We start from the raw sequence: 11986 nt of genomic DNA, 5'->3' as shown, positions 1-11986 counted from the left end.
CTTTTTGTGCCTTGAATTGTCGCCAACTCTTCCCGCCATCCGCGCGCGGGGAAATCACCCATCGTTCTGGAGGCCATGATGGACCGCAAGCTGTCGCTCGATCCCAACGCCCTCGAAGTCGCGTCGTTCCCCACGGAGCGCGTGGACGCCTCGCCGCACGGCACGGCGAACCGCCACGCCTTCGGGCTGACGCTCACCACGTGCGATCCGTACGGCGCCTGCAACACCCGGAACACCTGCACCACCAACCTCTGCTGAGCCTGGCGGGCAGGTGAAGTGGGGATGAAGATTCGGCAGCGCTGATTGCGCCGTGGAGAGACAGGCTGTTATCCTCGGAGGTCCCAATGCACCGGTCCGCCCCTCGCGGCGAGGGGCGGACCGCCCACCTCAGTTCGTGGAGGGAAGATGAACCGCAAGCTCACGCTGAACGTGGACGCGCTCTCGGTGACGTCGTTCGGCACCGGCGGCGCCGTGGAAGCGCGCGGGACGGTGCAGGCGCACGACAAGATCCCGTGCCCCAGCGCCGGGTATCCGCAGAGCTGCTACACCATCCACACCTGCGCGTCGTTCGACATCTCCTGCCGCGCGGACGCCTGACCGCTCCGCACGTCCATCGATCCCGCTTCACAGGGAGAATCAAGATGAACCGCAAGCTCACGCTGGACCTAGACGCGCTCGCCGTCACGTCGTTCCGCACCGGCACCTCCGCGGAGGCGCTGGGAACGGTGAACGCGCACGAGGCCAAGCAGCCGTGCCGGTGGTCCGAGCCGTTCTCCTGCCCGGCCACGCTCCACACCTGCGCTTCGTTCGACGTGTCCTGCCGCGAGGAAGGATGACCTCGCCGCCCCGGCCGTGAAGAAGGTGTGCACGCCCGGGGTGGATGCGTTATACTGGGTGCGCGGCGTGCACGGGAAGTCCCTTCGAGAACGCGCCGACACACCTTCACGCAGGAGGCACCATGATCCGCAAGCTCTCGCTGGACCTCGAGAACCTGTCCGTCACCTCGTTCGACACTGGCGACGGACACACCCTCCGGGGCACCGTCGACGCGCACGAGGACCACGCGGTATGCCCGTATTCCAAGACCGACAGCTGCCCGGCGACGAAGTCCTTCTGTCCCTCCTTCGACATCTCCTGCGAGGTCTGACGCCGCGGCGGTGACCGGACGAGACGCGGCCGCACCCCGGTGGGTGAGCGGCCGCTTCCGTTTCGGCGATCTTCCGGAAAGGAATGGGCTACGCGCGCGTGACGCCGAGCCCCGGGTCGTCGTTGAAGCGCAGGCTCCCGTCGTCCGCCAGGCCGGGGCCGCTGAACGGGTCGTTCGCCAGGAGCGCGGCGCCGTCCAGGTCGGCGTAGTCCACCAGCGGCGCGAGCTGCACCGCCGCCGCGATGCCCACGGTGGACTCGACCATGCAGCCGATCATCACGCTCATCCCGTGCGCCCGCGCCGCGTGGACGATGCGCACCGCCTCGCGCAGGCTGCCGCACTTGGCCAGCTTGATGTTCACGCCGTCGACCGCGCCCGCCAGCCGCGCCACGTCGGCCGCCACCTCGCAGCTCTCGTCGGCGATGATGGGAAGGCGCGAGCGGCGGCGGACCAGGCGCAGCCCCTCCAGGTCGTCGGGCTTCAGCGGCTGCTCCACGAACTCCACGCCGTACTCCTCCAGCATGGGGATGCGGCGGATGGCCTCCTTCGCCGTCCACGCGGTGTTGGCGTCCACGCGGATGGTCTTCTCGGGCGCCTCGTCGCGGATCATCTGCAGCACCTCGCGGTCGCGCGGGGTGCCCACCTTGATCTTCAGGATGTCGTAGCCGGCGGCCTCGCGCACCTTCTGCCGCATCACCTCCGGCTGGTCGATGCCGATGGTGAACGACGAGCGCGGCGCCTCCGCCGGGTCCAGCCCCCACAGCTTCCAGATGGGGACGCCGAGGCGCTTCCCCAGCAGGTCGTGCAGCGCCATGGAGACGGCCACGCGCGCCGCGGGATTGCGGCCGATGGAGCGCTCCAGCGCGGTTTCGATCCGCTCCAGCGCGAACAGGTCGCCGCCGGCCGCGCGCGCCGCGACGGCGGAGAGGTGCGGCATGATGGCCGTCACCGTCTCCGCCGTCTCGCCGTAGTAGGGAGTGGCCGGGGCCTCGCCCCACCCCTCCACCCCGTCGCGGTCCTCGATCCGCACCAGCACCGATCGCCGCGTCCGCGGCGCCGCCTCGCGCGCGATGTTGAAGGCGTGCTTCGTCGGAAGTTCGATCGTCTCGAAGGTGAGCTTCATCCGGGAGAAGTGCTGAGTGCGGAGTGCTGAGTGCGAAAGTCCTAAGTCCCAAGTCCCAAGTCCCAAGTCCTGAGGACCCGAATCAGTCCGTGTCCCCTGTCCCCTGTAACCTGTTCCCTGGGTTACTTCGTCCGCGCCGGGACGGCCGCGTCGGCCAGCGGCGGCGGGGTGGACATGGAGACGAAGTCGTACGGCGGCCATGGGCCGGTGAGGTCCAGCTCGAGCGCGGAGTTCAGCGCGGAGAGCTGGTCCACGCGGTCGCGGAAGCCTTCGCTCCCCACGCGCTCCACCAGGAACGCGGAGCTGAGGATGCGCGGGAGCTCGCGCGGGAAGGGAACCGCCGCGCGGGACAGGCGCCGCAGCTCGGCGTAGATGTGGGTGGCCAGGTCCAGCGCCTTGGGCTCGGGGAACGCCGGGTCCAGCAGCGACACGTGCAGCCGGTACTCCCACCGCCCGCGCACCCGCGCCAGCGCGCCGCGCAGCGAGGTGTAGCTCTCCTCCAGGAACGCCATCACCTCCGCGTCGGTGGGGAAGACGACGCCGGCCGGCGCGGGAACCACGTCGCCGCCCAGGAGCGCGCGGTGCACCTCCCAGTGGCGCGCGGTCACGTGCAGCGGGTCGTGGTCCGCGCCCTCCGGCGGCGCGGGGGCCACCAGCGCCGCCACGTCGTCGTGCATCACCAGCCGCGCGCCCAGCCGCGGGTCCACCGGGTCCCACACCGGCTCCTCCAGGTCCGCGGGGAGCACGGCCAGCAGCGACAGCCCGCGCGGCACCCGGCGGCGCTCGGGACGCCCGTTGTGCGGCGCGGGCGCGGCCGCGGGCGTCTCGTCGGCGCGCGGCGGGCGGGGGCGGCGCGGGCGCGACCCCTCGGACGAGGGCGGCGGCGTGGGGGGGCGGTCGTCGCTCACGCGAAGGGGTTCTCCCGGAAGAGCGGGTAGATGGCGCGCTGCGGGTTGGGGGTGGTCACCTCGGGCCCGCCGGCGCCCATGTACATGTCCAGCTCGGTGCGGAATCCCCACTCGCCGGGGATGTAGATGCCGGGCTCCACCGAGAAGCCCACGCCGCGGATCAGCGTGCGCGTGTCGCGCGTCTCCAGGTTGTCCAGGTTGGGCCCCGAGCCATGCAGCTCGCGGTCGATGGAGTGCCCGGTGCGGTGGATGAAGTACTCGCCGTACCCCGCGTCCTCGATCACCTTGCGCGCCACGTCGTCCACCTCGAAGCCGCGCACGGCCTCGCCCGCCGCCGAGCGCGCCATCACGTGCCGCACCGCCGCGTCGCGCGCGCCCGCCAGCACGCCGAAGATCTGCGCCAGGTCGCCGGGCACCTCGTCGCCCAAAAAGCCCATCCAGGTCTGGTCGGCGTAGATCGCGTCCTCGCTCTCCTTTCCCCACAGGTCGATCAGCACCAGGTCGCCGGCCTTCATCACGGCGTGGCTGTCGGCGCTGGCGGCGTAGTGGGGGTTGGCGGCGTTGGCGTTCACCGCCACGTCGCAGTCGGCGCCCACCTTCAGTCCGCGGCGCGCGAAGTCGTCGTTGATCCACCCGCGCGCGTCCCACTCGGTCACGCGGCCGCCCTCGCGCACGATCTGGGTGATGCGGCGGAAGGAGGCGTGCGCCACCTCGTACACCGCCTGCGCGGCGCGGCGGTGGCTGGCCTCGCCCTCGGCCGTCCAGCGCGAGTAGAAGGTGCTCACCAGGTCGCCCGAGGAGACCACCTCGGCGCCCGCGCCGCGCACCATCTCCAGCACGCCGGCCGGCGTCTTGTCCACGTACGGCACCGCGTCGCCCTCGGCGTACTCCATCGCCACCGTGGGCTTGCCGCGCAGCATCTCGGCCAGCGCGGCGTCCAGCTCGCGCCAGCTGGAGTACTGGATGGCCGGCCATGCCCACGTGGACCAGGGCTGCTGCTCGATGCGGTGCGTGATGGCGACGGGATCGCCGAACGCGGGGAGATACACGAAGTAGCGGCGGGTGAGCGCCGGGATCCCCAGCATCTTCGAGGCGACGTCGTTGCCGCCGCGGAAGTTGAAGAGGAGCCATCCGTCCAGCTTCCGCTCGCGCAGCTCGGCGCGGATGCGCTCGAGGGTCGCGGGGGAGAGCGATACCGTTTCCGAAGTGACCGCCATTCGTCCGATTCGTCCTGTTCGTGATCCGGGATGCGCACCCCGGTGCCGATTGTTCGATGTACGCTCCAGCACGTTCCTCTCCGAAATGATTCGGGGGAGGAACGGGACGGCTCGCTTCGCTGACCGCGGGAGTAGCGCGGAGGCACTCCTTCGCCGGGCTGTCACCTCACCACGTCGGCGAGCGAAGGGCGCCGGAGAGGGCGCCAGCCGGGCGGGGAGGATGCATCCTCGATTCCGTCGATGGCCGAGGCGAACTCGCGCGTCCGTTCCGTCGGCCGCGGCGCCTTCCCCCGCGCCCGACGCAAGACGGTAGCCGCGGCGCTTCGCCCGGTGCGCTACGGGAGCGTCTTCTCGGGCGACCAGCGGGTGCCCTTGATCATCGTGAGCCCCAGCACGCGCTCGCGGGTAAGCAGGCGGTGGATCTCGCGCTCGCGCACCAGCGCGCCGCGCACGCCCCGCCACCCCCACCGCGCCAGCGCCCGTCGCATGATCCCCACCTTCTCGCGCAAGGTGAAGATCTCCGCGAAATCGGGGAACGGTCCGCCGGCGCTGGGGCGGAAGGGCGACGGGGCGTCGGACCAGTCCTCCACCGTGAGCTCCACCACGCCCGCGTCGCGCAGCAGCTGCTTCCACTCCACCAGGATCATGGGCCGCGCGCCCAGGTGCGCCACCAGCACCTCGCGCCGCGCCGGGTCCACGTTGCCGGTCCAGATCAGCTGCACCAGCACCACGCACCCCATCGGCTTGGTCACGCGCGCCAGCTCGCCCACCGCGCGCGCCGGGTCGGCCGACCCCGCCAGCCCCAGCTCGCCGATGGCCACGTCGAAGATCCCGTCGCGGTACGGCAGGTCGTCGGGCTGCGCCGTCTCGAAGGTGAGGCGCCCCTCCAGCCCCGCCTCGCGCGCGCGGCGCTGCGCCTCGGCCACCAGGCCGGGGTCCGGGTCCACGCCCACGCACCCCACGCCGTACTGCTGCGCCAGGAAGGTGGAGGTCACGCCGCGGCCGCAGGCGCAGTCCAGCACCTCCATCCCCGCGTGCATCTCCACCAGCGTGCCGATGCGCCGGAACAGCTCCTGCCCGCCCGGCGGGAACACCACCTCGCGGCTGAGCCGGACCAGGTCCAGCATCGAGGGGCCGGACTCGCGCTCAGGCGGAAGATGGAACGCGTCCGGTGCGGGCGATGGCATGGAGGTGCAGTATACGAGCGGGGGCGGGGCCGCGCGAGAGAGCGGTGGTACGGGCCGATACGCGGCCCTTGCCCCGGGCGTCCGAGGCGTGCACCTTAATCGCCGGCTAATGATGGCGATCCGGTGCTGAAGGGCGTCGCCCACGCGGGGCGGGGTGCACGTGCGGGGGGGCGGCGCCCCCAGCCGGATCGCGAAGAAGCGGAGGAGTGGGGACGGTGATGACCGTCTCCGCTCCTCCGCTTTTTCGTCCGCCGGTCGGAACCTTTACGCGGGCGGAAGTCCCGCCAGCGCACGGAGATGCTGGACCACGGCGTCGCCCAGCGCCGGCCCGGAGCCGCCCTCGAGGACGGATGCCAGCCGGCCGCCGGCGCGCGCGTCCGCCCACTCCATCAGCGCGGCGGTGAGGTCGTGCACCTCGCGCGCGGTGACGGCGAGGGCGCCGGACGGGTCACCCGCCAGGATGTCGAACCCGGCGGAGAGGAGGACGAAGTCGGGCGAATCTCCCGGCGCGACCTGCTCCAGCGCGTCCCGCATCGCCGCGGCGAAGGCGGCGCCGCCGCTGCCGGGCGGGAGCGCGCGGTCGTGGGGATGCGGCTCCGCGGCGGCGTCCGCGTCTTCCCTGTGGATGGAGATGACGAAGATGCCGGGATCGCCCGCCAGCACCTCGCGGATCGCCGTGGCGGGACGCGCCCCCCATGCGACGACCAGCACGCGCGCCGAGCCGTGCCGCTCGCGCAGGTGCCGCGCGGCGATGGCGGCGTTGTTGAACAGCGAGTTCTCGCCCGGCTCGTCCGCGCGGGCGCCGCGCCCCGGCGGCCGCGCCGCCGCGAAGGCGTTGCGCGCGTCGCCGCGCATCACCACGTCCACGGCGGTGACGGCGCACCCGGCCGCCGCGAGCGCCGCGTCCCACGACGCACCGGAGATGGGCACGCCGCCCAACTCCAGTGGCCGCCCCTCCGCCGCCGCGGCGATTGCCGTACGGCGCACGTCGTCCACGTAGCGGCGGGTGTGCACGCGCAGCAGCTCCGCCTCCGCCGCGGGCGCGGCCTGCACCTGCAGCAGCGGCTCGAAGAGCGCCAGCATGTCGCGGTAGACGGCGCGCGTCACCGCCGGCAGCCGCCCCTGGTGGTCGGGGCGGTTCCACCCGGTGTCGTGGCGCGAGCAGTCCTCGTGGCTCACGTACGCGGTGACCTTCAAGCGCGCTCCCTGCGGCGGTGGATCGGTCCGTTCGAGCGGCACAGTCTACCACGCGCGGCCCGGCGCCGCGACCGCATCTCCCCGCGTCAACCCGCACTCGTCCCCACCAGCAGCGGCTGGTAGAACGCGCCGTCCAGCCGCTCCACCTCCACGAATCCGGCCTCGCGCATCAGCTCCATCAACCGCTTGGTGGAGATGGCGTAATAGCGCGAGCGCAGGACGCGCGTGGCCGCCTCGTCTCCCCCGCGGTCCTCGACGACGTAGAAGGTGAGGTCGTACCGGTCGCCGTCGAACGCGCGGTGCTGCAGCAGGATCCAGCGCGCGCCGTCTTCCTCGCGTGTGCCGTAGTGCTGCACCTCGGCCACGCGCGGCATCGCCGCGTAGTCGCGCACGGACAGGATGCACGCGCCGCCGGGCCGGGTGCAGGCGAACAGCTGCTTCAGGGCGATGAGAATCTCGCCGTCCGCCAGCAGGTGCGGCAGCGAGTTGTCGGCGCAGAGGACGATGTCGAACGTGCGGCCGTGGTGCTCGTGCGCGGCCCGCATGTCGGCGACGGAGAAGGAGATGTGGAGCCCGCGCCGCTCCGCCTCGCGCCGCGCGCGCTCGACCGCGATGGCGCTCAGGTCCGACGCGGTGACGTCGTGGCCGAGCGCCGCCAGCCCCAGGCTCTGCGTTCCGATGCCGCACGCCACGTCCAGCACCGTCCGCGCGCCGCCGCCGGTCCGCACGCGGATCACCACGTCGAGCTGCGCCGCCTGCCGCGCGATGCTCGCCTCCCAATCCGGAAAGATCAGGTGGTAGAAGGGCGCGAGCCGGTCGTAGAAGTCAGCGACGGAGGAAGGCGTCATCGGGCGGGCGGCGGGTTTGGCGGAGCGGTTTCCATCTCAGGATGCGAGAACCGCGCGGTTCGGCGGATGGATGATCTCGGTCCGAAGCGAAACCCGGAGCCACCCGCACCCCCGAGCTCAGACGGGACTCTCCTCGAGCTCCGCATCCTCCGCGTCCGAGAAGCTGAGCAGGCGCACCTCGCCGCTGGGGAACCGTGCGGTGATCTCCAGCTCGCCGCCCAACGCCTCGATGTAGCGGCGGAGCGTGCTGAGATACATGTCCGCGCGCTTCTCCAGCTGGGAGATGTTGGCCTGCGTGGTTCCCAGCGCCGCGGCCATCTCCTGCTGGGTCTTCACGCGCGCCTGCCGCAGCTCGTGCAGCGGGATCTCGAGCAGCATCTGCACGCTGCGCTCGTGCGCCGCCGCGCGTGCCTCGGGGCTCATGCGCTCCCGCAGCCCGGAATACTTGCGTGCCATGGTTCAGCCTCCTCGTGCGAGTTCGAGCAGATGCTCGTCGTACAGCCGGTCCGCGATTGGGACGTACTTCTCGTACCACCGCCCGTTCCCCGTCTTGTCGCCGCCGATCAGGAGCAGGGCCACGCGGCGCGGATCGAAGGCGTAGAGCACGCGGTACGGCCTTCCCTGGTGCTGCACGCGCAATTCGCGCAGATGCCGGTGCCGCGATCCGTTGATCCTGGAGCAGTGCGGGAACGGCAGCCCCGGGCCCATCAGCTCCAGCAGCTGGACGGTGGCGTCGATGGAGACCTGCTCCTGCTCGTCCAGCAAGTCCCACCAGTCGGCGAACTCGTCGGTGTACTCGACCTCGAAGCACATGCTGCCCTCTGGGTCGCAGGTGGAAGAATAATGGGAAGGTTGTATAACGTCAAGCTTATTCCGCCGGCAGTACCACCCGGAGCGGAGCGGCAGGATAAAGGTGGTGTTACGGCTTGAAAAGGGTGTTCATGCCGATGCTGAGGACGTGAAAAGCCGCACACGCCAGCGTGAGGACTGGCGTGTGCGGCGGTGGCGCAATGAGCGCGATGTGGCGGCTACTGGAGCGCCTGCCGGACCTTCTCCGCGAGGGCGCGGGTCATGTTCGGGAGGGCGGCGAGGTCGTCGACGCCGGCCTGGTGGGCGGACCAGATGGTGTCGTAGCGGCCCACCACCGCGTCGATGCGGCGCGGGCCCATGCCGGGGACGCGCTCCAGCAGCGCGGCCAGGCGCTCGCGCTCCAGCAGCAGGCCGATGGCGTCCGGGTCGGTGGTGTCGTGGCCGCGCTCGCGGAGGTGGTCCAGGAACGCCACCCAGTCGTCGTGCCCCCATCCCGCCGGGCGCGCGGTGACGAAGGCGCGCAGGTCCCCGCGCAGGTCCGGCCCCTTCGGCCGCCGCTCGAACCCCGCGGCGCCCAGGTTGCCGGGCTTCTTCGCCTTTCCATCTCCCTTCTTCCCCTTCTGCGGCTCCGCCTTCCGCGCCGCCGAGGCCCGGCGGGCGCGGGGGGACAGGGTGTCGGCCGCAATTTCGGGCGGGTCGGCGGGCGAGGGCGCCACGTGCGCGGCGTTCGGGTCCACGCCGGCCCGGGTGCGGGCGGCGGGCTTCGCGGGGGCCTCGGTGGGGGCGCCCGCGCTCTTCTTCGGCATCGTCTCGGTCTCTCGGAAAGGTCAGTTCGCAGGTTCGTGCTTCAGCACCACGGCGCCCAGCGGCGGCAGCGTGAGCCGGATCGACTGGTCGCAGCCGTGCGCGGGAACGGGCTCCGTCTCCACCCGCCCCAGGTTCCCCAGGTTGCTGCCGCCGTACGCCTCGGCGTCGCTGTTCAGCACCTCGCGCCACGCGCCGGCGTACGGCACCCCCACCCGGTACTGGTGCCGGGGGATGGGGGTGAAGTTGAAGCCGAAGACCAGCTCCTCGCCGCTCCCGGCGCCGCGGCGCAGGAAGGTGAGCACGCTCTGCTCCACGTCGCGGAAGTCGATCCAGCGGAAGCCCTCGTAGCTGAAGTCCGTCTCCCAGAACGCCCGCTCGCGGCGGTACAGCGCGTTCAGGTCACGCATGAAGCGCTGCATCCCGGCGTGCATGGGGTCCTCGAGCAGGTGCCAGTCCAGCGAGCGCCCCTCGCTCCACTCGCGCCACTGGCCGATCTCGCACCCCATGAACAGCAGCTTCTTGCCCGGGTGGCCCCACATGAACGCCAGCGCGCAGCGCAGGTTGGCGAACTTCTGCCAGGTGTCGCCCGGCATCTTGTCCAGCAGCGACCCCTTCAGGTGCACCACCTCGTCGTGGCTGAAGGGGAGGACGAAGCGCTCGCTGAAGGCGTACATCAGCGAGAAGGTGATCAGGTTGAAGTGGTACTTGCGGTAGACCGGGTCTTCCTCGGCAAAGCGCAGGAAGTCGTTCATCCACCCCATGTTCCACTTCAGGTGGAAGCCCAGCCCCCCCAGCTCCGGGCGCTGGGTGACCCCCGGCCACGCGGTGCTCTCCTCGGCGATCATCAGCGCGCCCGGCTGGCGGTCGCGCACGGTGCCGTTCACCTGCTGCAGGAAGTGGATGGCGTCCAGGTTCTCGCGCCCGCCCAGCGGGTTGGGAATCCACTGCCCCGGCTGGCGCGAGTAGTCCAGGTAGAGCATCGAGGCCACCGCGTCCACCCGCAGCCCGTCGACGTGGTACTCCTCCAGCCAGTACAGCGCGTTGGCCACGAGGAAGTTGCGCACCTCGTTGCGGCCGAAGTTGAAGATCAGCGTCCCCCAGTCCGGGTGCTCGCCCTGCCGCGGGTCCTCGTGCTCGTACAGCGCGGTGCCGTCGAAGCGCCGCAGCCCGTGCGCGTCCTTGGGAAAGTGCGCGGGGACCCAGTCGATGATCACGCCGATGCCGAGGGCGTGGAGATGGTCGATCAGGTAGCGCAGGTCGTCGGGGTTGCCGAAGCGGCTGGTCGGGGCGAAGTAGCCGGTGACCTGATATCCCCAGCTGGGGTCGTACGGGTGCTCGGAGAGGGGGAGGAACTCCACGTGGGTGAAGCCCATCTCCACCACGTAGTCGCCCAGGCGGTGCGCCAGCTCGCGGTAGGTGAGCGGGCGGTTCTCCTCCTCGGGAACGCGCATCCACGAGCCGGCGTGCACCTCGTAGACGGCCATCGGCTTGCGGTAGCAGTCGTCCGTGCGCCGCCGCTCCATCCACTCCGCGTCGCTCCACTCCCACCCGCGCAGGTCGTGCACGATCGAGGCGGTGGCGGGGTTGTGCTCGGCGTGGAAGGCGACCGGATCGGCCTTCAGGAACGTGCCTCCGTGCGCGCCCTGGATCTCGTACTTGTAGGGGGTGCCCTCTCCCGCGCCGGGAACGAACATCTCCCACACGCCCGCGCCGGGGTGGAAGCGCATCACGTGGCGGCGCCCGTCCCAGCGGTTGAAGTCGCCCACCACGCTCACGCGGCGCGCGCCGGGCGCCCACACGCCGAAGCGCGTGCCCGCGACGCCGTCCATCTCGTCGGGGTGCGCGCCCAGCACGTCCCACAGCCGCAGGTGCGTTCCCTCGCCGATCAGGTACAGGTCGAAGTCGGCGATGGTGGGCGCGAACGAGTACGGGTCCGCCTCCTCCGCCACCGAGCCGTCGCCCTCGGTCACGCGGAGGCGATAGGGGAACGGGTGCGTTCCCGGCGGCAGCACGAGCTCGAAGAAGCCGTCGGGGTGCACGCGCTCCATCTCCTGCGCGTCGCCGCCGTCCGCGTCGACCACGGTGGCGGAGTCGGCGCCGGGGAGGAAGGCGCGCACCACCAGCCGCAGCTCGCCGGCGATGGACACGCGGTGCATGCCCAGCACGCGGAACACGTCGCGGTGCTCGCCGCGCACCACCTGCTGAATGTCGATGGAGAGGGTCGCCAGGGCCATCACGTCCACGGGATCGGGCGGCGCCCCTGCCGGAGCGCCGGACGGTCGGATTACCGGATTGCGAAAAGTCGCCCGACGCGCCTGCGAAGGGCGTGCCGCGCGTGTAGATCCGCGGTCTGCGCTCACGGCGATGCCGCTGCGGGCGGGAAGGTACGCGGCGGGGGCGGGTGGGGCGAGGGTGCGAGGGTGCGAGAGTGGGGGTTGGACGGCTCCGGCGTGCGTCCCATGCGCCGCGGTCTCTCCGGCCGGCTGAGGCCGTCCACCTCCCCCGTACCGGGAGAGGTAGCTCGCATGCATTACCGACACTCCGAAGCATCAGTGCGACCAGAGGCTGCAGGGTGCGCCGCTGCTGGATAGCCCCCCTCGCCCGGTACGGGAGAGGGCGAGCGCTTTCAGGCGCGGGGAGAGGGCGCGATGGCGCGGAGACGCGCGTCATCAGTCGAACGCCGATTCTCCCCATCACCATTCGCGTCCGCATCTCCACCACTCGGATCGTTGGATGCGCCGC

Annotated in this window: 14 protein-coding genes; 4 read left to right on the top strand and 10 right to left on the bottom strand. The window is 71.5% G+C overall.

Annotated elements, in window-relative coordinates:
- Positions 1-75: 75 nt before the first annotated feature.
- The 4 genes from VLK66_RS19810 to VLK66_RS19795 all read left to right on the top strand — a co-directional run bounded on the left by VLK66_RS19810 (position 76) and on the right by VLK66_RS19795 (position 1147).
- On the top strand, positions 76-258 hold the full coding sequence (locus VLK66_RS19810; protein ID WP_325311202.1) for a hypothetical protein: 183 nt from the start codon (positions 76-78) through the stop codon (positions 256-258).
- A 147-nt stretch (positions 259-405) separates the two neighbouring features.
- Entirely contained in the window at positions 406-597 is a 192-nt protein-coding gene (locus VLK66_RS19805; protein ID WP_325311201.1) for a hypothetical protein, read from the top strand.
- Between the two features lie 44 nt (positions 598-641).
- The gene (locus VLK66_RS19800) at positions 642-836 is read left to right on the top strand and encodes a hypothetical protein (RefSeq protein ID WP_325311200.1); all 195 of its coding nucleotides are present in this window, start codon (positions 642-644) and stop codon (positions 834-836) included.
- A 122-nt stretch (positions 837-958) separates the two neighbouring features.
- A complete protein-coding gene (locus VLK66_RS19795; protein ID WP_325311199.1) occupies positions 959-1147 on the top strand; it encodes a hypothetical protein in 189 nt (62 codons plus the stop codon).
- Between the two features lie 88 nt (positions 1148-1235).
- Here the strand turns inward: VLK66_RS19795 and VLK66_RS19790 are convergent, their stop codons facing one another.
- The 10 genes from VLK66_RS19790 to glgB all read right to left on the bottom strand — a co-directional run bounded on the left by VLK66_RS19790 (position 1236) and on the right by glgB (position 11478).
- On the bottom strand, positions 1236-2270 hold the full coding sequence (locus VLK66_RS19790) for a dipeptide epimerase (protein ID WP_325311198.1): 1035 nt from the start codon (positions 2268-2270) through the stop codon (positions 1236-1238).
- Between the two features lie 122 nt (positions 2271-2392).
- Entirely contained in the window at positions 2393-3178 is a 786-nt protein-coding gene (locus tag VLK66_RS19785) for a GvpL/GvpF family gas vesicle protein (protein ID WP_325311197.1), read from the bottom strand.
- Entirely contained in the window at positions 3175-4395 is a 1221-nt protein-coding gene (locus VLK66_RS19780; RefSeq protein ID WP_325311196.1) for a M24 family metallopeptidase, read from the bottom strand. The genes VLK66_RS19785 and VLK66_RS19780 overlap by 4 nt, the downstream gene beginning before the upstream one ends.
- 335 nt (positions 4396-4730) lie before the next feature.
- Entirely contained in the window at positions 4731-5522 is a 792-nt protein-coding gene (locus VLK66_RS19775; RefSeq protein WP_325311195.1) for a methyltransferase domain-containing protein, read from the bottom strand.
- Positions 5523-5846: 324 nt separating this feature from the next.
- Positions 5847-6779: a hypothetical protein gene (locus tag VLK66_RS19770; protein ID WP_325311194.1), complete on the bottom strand. Its 933-nt coding sequence runs from the start codon at positions 6777-6779 to the stop codon at positions 5847-5849.
- Between the two features lie 86 nt (positions 6780-6865).
- Positions 6866-7627, bottom strand: coding sequence for a class I SAM-dependent methyltransferase (locus VLK66_RS19765; RefSeq protein WP_325311193.1), 762 nt, complete (start codon positions 7625-7627; stop codon positions 6866-6868).
- Between the two features lie 117 nt (positions 7628-7744).
- Positions 7745-8083, bottom strand: coding sequence for an XRE family transcriptional regulator (locus VLK66_RS19760; protein ID WP_325311192.1), 339 nt, complete (start codon positions 8081-8083; stop codon positions 7745-7747).
- Positions 8084-8086: 3 nt separating this feature from the next.
- On the bottom strand, positions 8087-8440 hold the full coding sequence (locus tag VLK66_RS19755) for a type II toxin-antitoxin system RelE/ParE family toxin (protein WP_325311191.1): 354 nt from the start codon (positions 8438-8440) through the stop codon (positions 8087-8089).
- A 215-nt stretch (positions 8441-8655) separates the two neighbouring features.
- Positions 8656-9243: a helix-hairpin-helix domain-containing protein gene (locus VLK66_RS19750; RefSeq protein WP_325311190.1), complete on the bottom strand. Its 588-nt coding sequence runs from the start codon at positions 9241-9243 to the stop codon at positions 8656-8658.
- Positions 9244-9264: 21 nt separating this feature from the next.
- Positions 9265-11478: a 1,4-alpha-glucan branching protein GlgB gene (gene glgB / locus VLK66_RS19745; RefSeq protein WP_325311189.1), complete on the bottom strand. Its 2214-nt coding sequence runs from the start codon at positions 11476-11478 to the stop codon at positions 9265-9267.
- Between the last annotated feature and the right edge of the window lie 508 nt (positions 11479-11986).

Origin of the sequence: Longimicrobium sp., assembly GCF_035474595.1 — a bacterium.
Lineage (GTDB): Bacteria > Gemmatimonadota > Gemmatimonadetes > Longimicrobiales > Longimicrobiaceae > Longimicrobium.
This window is presented reverse-complemented; position numbering and strand designations above follow the sequence as displayed.

What these genes read in the sequence shown, in the direction of transcription:
- VLK66_RS19810 (WP_325311202.1), top strand. Translation starts at nt 76, where the DNA reads ATGATGGACCGCAAGCTGTCGCTCGATCCCAACGCCCTCGAAGTCGCG.
- VLK66_RS19805 (WP_325311201.1), top strand. Translation starts at nt 406, where the DNA reads ATGAACCGCAAGCTCACGCTGAACGTGGACGCGCTCTCGGTGACGTCG.
- VLK66_RS19800 (WP_325311200.1), top strand. Translation starts at nt 642, where the DNA reads ATGAACCGCAAGCTCACGCTGGACCTAGACGCGCTCGCCGTCACGTCG.
- VLK66_RS19795 (WP_325311199.1), top strand. Translation starts at nt 959, where the DNA reads ATGATCCGCAAGCTCTCGCTGGACCTCGAGAACCTGTCCGTCACCTCG.
- VLK66_RS19790 (WP_325311198.1), bottom strand. Translation starts at nt 2,270, where the DNA reads ATGAAGCTCACCTTCGAGACGATCGAACTTCCGACGAAGCACGCCTTC.
- VLK66_RS19780 (WP_325311196.1), bottom strand. Translation starts at nt 4,395, where the DNA reads ATGGCGGTCACTTCGGAAACGGTATCGCTCTCCCCCGCGACCCTCGAG.
- VLK66_RS19775 (WP_325311195.1), bottom strand. Translation starts at nt 5,522, where the DNA reads ATGCTGGACCTGGTCCGGCTCAGCCGCGAGGTGGTGTTCCCGCCGGGC.
- VLK66_RS19765 (WP_325311193.1), bottom strand. Translation starts at nt 7,627, where the DNA reads ATGACGCCTTCCTCCGTCGCTGACTTCTACGACCGGCTCGCGCCCTTC.
- VLK66_RS19760 (WP_325311192.1), bottom strand. Translation starts at nt 8,083, where the DNA reads ATGGCACGCAAGTATTCCGGGCTGCGGGAGCGCATGAGCCCCGAGGCA.
- VLK66_RS19755 (WP_325311191.1), bottom strand. Translation starts at nt 8,440, where the DNA reads ATGTGCTTCGAGGTCGAGTACACCGACGAGTTCGCCGACTGGTGGGAC.
- VLK66_RS19750 (WP_325311190.1), bottom strand. Translation starts at nt 9,243, where the DNA reads ATGCCGAAGAAGAGCGCGGGCGCCCCCACCGAGGCCCCCGCGAAGCCC.
- glgB (WP_325311189.1), bottom strand. Translation starts at nt 11,478, where the DNA reads ATGGCCCTGGCGACCCTCTCCATCGACATTCAGCAGGTGGTGCGCGGC.